We start from the raw sequence: 4,640 nt of genomic DNA, 5'->3' as shown, positions 1-4,640 counted from the left end.
GTGCCGCGCAACATTGCCGAACTGACCAAGGAACGCCTGCGCCGGGCGGGGGCCAAGGTGAAGGCCGAGAATCCTATGTTCGCGGGCGACACGGGCTTTCGGGTGTTCAAGCTGGACAGCAGCAACGTGGCGGCCTGGGACGGTGACGCGGCGCGGGCTGATATTGAGGGGGCTTTGCTGAGCGCCGAGGACAATATCAAGGCGGGGCGCACCGACCAGGACGTGCTGTACGAAGTCCTGCTCAAGCTGGGGCTGCCCCTGACCACGCCTATAGAGGAACGCACCATAGCGGGCCTGAAGGTGCAACTGGTGGGCGGTGGGGCGCTGGTGGCGTGCCTGGAGCGCCGTATTGCCGCCGCGCAGGTGCAAGAACTGGGCCAGGGCATGGCCGACTGGCTGACCGCCGAAAACCCGGCGGGCGAGGCGCACCTGCTGTTTCTGGACAGTGCCTTTGAAAATGACAATGCCAAGCTAAACCTCAGCAAGTACCTCTCCCAGCGGGCTGAGGTGCTGGGCCGCAACTGGGTGGTCAGGTCAATATGAAAAAGAATTGCGGTAAGGCGCAGCCGCACCTGAGCAGAGCGAATGGCAACAAATGCCGCACGCCGCAGGTGGAAGAGTTTCGGGTGGTGTTCCAGAAACTCTGGAACCGGAGGGGTGTGGCATGAAAATCCAGTTCGAGTCGAATCTGGACTATCAGGCCCAGGCCATAGAAGCGGTGGCGGGGCTGTTTGCAGGTCAGCAGATTAACCGCTCAGAATTTACGGTCACGGCGGGCGTGCGCGGCAACATGAGCACGCTGGGCATGGCGGAAACAGACCTAGGGGTGGGCAACCGCCTCAGTCTGCTTCCCGACGAAGTGCATAGCAACCTGAACGCCATTCAGCTGGCAAACGGCCTTGCCCCCTCGCCAGGGCCGCTGGTGGGCGACTACACCATAGAAATGGAGACAGGCACGGGCAAAACCTACGTGTACCTGCGCACGGCGTTCGAGTTGCACAGGCGCTACGGGTTTACCAAGTTTGTGATTGTGGTGCCCAGCATTGCCATCAAGGAAGGGGTGCTCAAGTCGCTGGACATGACCCGCGAGCACTTTGGAACGCTTTACCCGGAAGCCAAGGGGTACGACTTTTACGCCTACGACAGCGCCAAGCTGAACCAAGTACGCGATTTTGCCACCAGTTCCAGCCTGCGCTTTATGGTGGCGACCGTTCAGAGTCTCTATAGCGTGCAGGAAGCCGCCGAAGAAGCTGAAGGGTCAAGCAGCAGACGCAAAGCCGAGCGGGTCATCCACCGCCCCAACGAACAGACGGGTGGCGAAAAGCCGATTGACCTGATTCGGGCCACCAACCCGGTGCTGATTGTGGATGAGCCGCAAAGCGTGTACGGCGACGCGGGCAAGCTGACGGGTAAGGCCAAAAAGGGCGGCGAGGGTCAGGGGCGTAGGGCACTGGCGCTGCTCAACCCCCTGTGTACGCTGCGCTACAGCGCCACACCGCTGGACAAAACGCAAATGGTTTTCCGGCTGGACGCCGTAGATGCCTACGAACGCAAGCTGGTCAAGGGTATAGAAGTGGCGTCCATGCAGGTGGTCAGTGGCCACAACAAGCCGTATGTGCGCGTGGCCGAAATCAAGAAGGGCGGGGCGCGTACCGTTCCCACAGCCAGGCTGGAAATAGATGTGGCGGACAAGGTGGGCAAGGTGACGCGCAAGGAAATTCAAGTGCAGGACGGCTTTGACCTGTACTCAGAGTCAGGTAACCGCGACCTGTACCGCGACATTTTTGTGGGCGAAATTCGCGCCGCAAAGGGTGACACGGCGCTGGAGCTGAAGGTGCCCGGCGACGTGCTCTGGCTGGGGGTGGGCCAGGAACACGGAGGGGTCAAAGCTGACGACATGGCCCGCGCCATGATTGCCCGCACCATTCGCGCTCACTTGGATAAGGAACTGCTGCTCCGACCCAAGGGCATCAAGGTTCTCAGTCTGTTTTTTATCGACAAGGTGGACAACTACCGCGCCTACAACGCGGAAGGCGAGGCGGTGAAGGGGCCGTATGCGGTCATGTTCGAGCAGGAGTACGACCGCGCCCGCAAAGACCCGCGCTACAAGCTGCTGTTCGAGGGAGCCGACCTGACCACCCCTGCCGAAGACGTACACAACGGCTATTTCAGCGTGGACAAAAAGGGCCGTGCCAAGGACACTTCCGGCAGCACCGCCGACGATGCCGACGCCTACAACCTCATCATGCGCGACAAGGAGCGGCTGCTTGACCTGAGCACGCCCCTCAAGTTCATCTTTTCGCACAGTGCGCTGCGCGAGGGCTGGGACAACCCCAACGTGTTCCAGATTTGTGTGCTGCGCGAAATCGGCACCGAGCGCGAGCGGCGGCAGACCATCGGGCGCGGGCTGCGGCTGGCCGTCAACCAGCAGGGCGAGCGTGTGCGAGATGACGGCGTGAACGTGCTGACGGTCATTGCCAACGAGTCCTATCAGGACTTTGCCGACGGGCTTCAAAAGGAAATCGAAGACGACTTGCAAATCAAATTCGGTGTGGTGGAGCCGCACCAGTTCGCAGGGATTCAGGTCACGGATGCAACCGGGCAGCGTGTGGCGCTGGGGGTCACGCAGTCCGAAGCCTTACACGCTTTCCTGCGCCAGCAGGGGTACTTAGACCACAGCAACAAGGTGCAAGACACCTTGCGAACCGCTCTGAAGGCGGGCACGGTGCAACTCCCGCCTGAAGCTGAGGAAGCGCGGGCCGAAGTCGAAGCAGTGCTCAGGAAACTGGCGGGCAAACTGGACATCCGGGATGCCGACGATTCGCGTACCGTGTTCCCCAACCGTGCCGTGCTGGATGACCCCGAATTCAAGGAACTCTGGAACCGCATCAAGGCCCGCACCACTTACGAAGTGCAGGTAGACACGGAGCAACTGATTACGGCGTGTGCTGAAGCGGTGCGGGAGATGCCGCTGGTGCCCCGCACGCGAGTACAGACCGCTGTGGCCGAAGTGCAGGTCAACCGGGGCGGCGTGCAGGTGGGCAAAGTCACCACCCACGCGCCCACCACCTTGCAGGAAAACGACCTGGAACTGCCCGACCTGCTGGGCAGCTTGCAAGACCGTACCGAACTCACGCGCCGCACCCTCAGCGCAATCTTGAGGCAGTCGGAACGGCTGGACGACTTCACCCGCAATCCCCAGGCGTTTATCGAGCAGGTGGCTTTGGTCATCAACATGCAGAAGGTGGGGCAGTTGGTGGCAGGCATCAAGTACAACAAAACGGGCGAGGAATACGCCCAGTCGCTGCTGGATACGCCGCTTCAGTCCAGCCTGGGCAAGCTGCTGGAAGCAAAAAAGGGCGCATACGAACAGGTGATTTTCGATTCGGAAGTCGAACGCCAGTTCGCGCAGGAGTTGGAAAATCACGCTGACGTGAGGGTGTACGCCAAGTTGCCGAACTGGTTCAAGGTGCCTACGCCGCTGGGCAACTACAACCCCGACTGGGCCATCTTGCTCAGGCGGGACGGTCAGGAAAAGCTCTGCTTCGTGGCCGAAACGAAAAGTACCCTGTTTACTGAGGCACTGCGGAGCGCCGAGCAGCAGAAAATCAAGTGTGGTCGCAAGCATTTCGCCGTGCTGGCCGCTGACCCGGCGAGTGCAGAACTGAAGTACGACGTAGTGACGACGCTGGATGAGGTCTTTCAACGCACCTAGCACACCGCACTTATGGGCGGCGTTTAGCCTTATCAATGGTGAAAAAGGGATGCCTTCTTTGGAAAAAATTCTCTCCTCGCCCAAGGCTCAACAGGGTTAACCCCCTCCCCTTCCTTCCATGAGCACTGACATACTTTCCTGCCAGGGGCAAAATGAATTAGCTGCAAGCGCCAAGCAGTTTTTATCCTGAAACCCCACGAACGCCGTTCCCAGCAACAAAAACCAGAACAGCGGCTTCCGCGCCCGCCACGCCACATACAGCCAACCCAGGCCCAGGGCCGTGTGATGGAATTTGTCGGCGTTGCGCTGCTTTTCCAGGCAGGCTGCACAGGGGCCGGAGTTGGTGGTGCTCCCTCCGCACGTCGGACAGGCATGAAAAGTTCGACTCATGGCGCTCAGTTTGCCCGCTCTTTTTGCGGGCGAGGGAAAGCCAGACACAAAGGGGGGAACTTTCCCGGCGTCGGGCAGGAAGAGGGGCAGGCAGGCCACGAAAAAAGGGCCAGCCCCCAGAAGGAAGCTGACCCTATTTGTGCTTGTTGCGCTCCTGCACCGCGAGCTGGTCGGCCCGCTCGTTCTCCGGGTGTCCGGCGTGGCCGCGCACCCACTCGAAGCTGAGTCGGTGGGGCCGGGCCGCTTCGACGACGGCCTGCCACAAATCCACGTTGGCGACTTTCTTCCAGTTCTTGCGTTGCCAGTTCTCCAGCCAGCCTTGCAAGAAAGCGTCACAGACGTACTTGGAGTCCGTCACGACATGCACTTCGCACGGCTCTTTCAGGGCCTTCAATCCCATGAGCAGCGCCGTGAGTTCCATGCGGTTGTTGGTGGTGTTGCCCTCACCGCCCGAGAGTTCTTTCACGCGGCCCTGGCAGGACAGGATGGCCCCCCAACCACCGGGGCCGGGGTTGCCGCTGCACGCGCCGTCCGT

Annotated in this window: 3 protein-coding genes and 1 pseudogene; 2 read left to right on the top strand and 2 right to left on the bottom strand. The window is 60.8% G+C overall.

The window, feature by feature from the left end; translation table 11 throughout:
* A pseudogene (locus Q4C89_RS10235) lies at positions 1-543 on the top strand (site-specific DNA-methyltransferase); the annotation flags it as partial.
* A 121-nt stretch (positions 544-664) separates the two neighbouring features.
* Positions 665-3,715, top strand: a complete 3,051-nt coding sequence (locus Q4C89_RS10230) for a type III restriction-modification system endonuclease (protein ID WP_303102511.1) — start codon at positions 665-667, stop codon at positions 3,713-3,715.
* Positions 3,716-3,811: 96 nt separating this feature from the next.
* Here the strand turns inward: Q4C89_RS10230 and Q4C89_RS10225 are convergent, their stop codons facing one another.
* Both Q4C89_RS10225 and rnhA read right to left on the bottom strand, forming a co-directional pair.
* Positions 3,812-4,105: a hypothetical protein gene (locus tag Q4C89_RS10225; protein WP_303102510.1), complete on the bottom strand. Its 294-nt coding sequence runs from the start codon at positions 4,103-4,105 to the stop codon at positions 3,812-3,814.
* Between the two features lie 133 nt (positions 4,106-4,238).
* Positions 4,239-4,640: ribonuclease HI (gene rnhA, locus Q4C89_RS10220; protein WP_303102509.1), on the bottom strand; the 402-nt coding region annotated here is incomplete at its 5' end.

This window comes from Deinococcus sp. (assembly GCF_030523985.1).
In the GTDB taxonomy this organism is placed as follows: Bacteria; Deinococcota; Deinococci; order Deinococcales; family Deinococcaceae; genus Deinococcus.
Note: the sequence above shows the minus strand (reverse complement) of the source record. Positions and strands in the feature narration are given on the sequence as shown.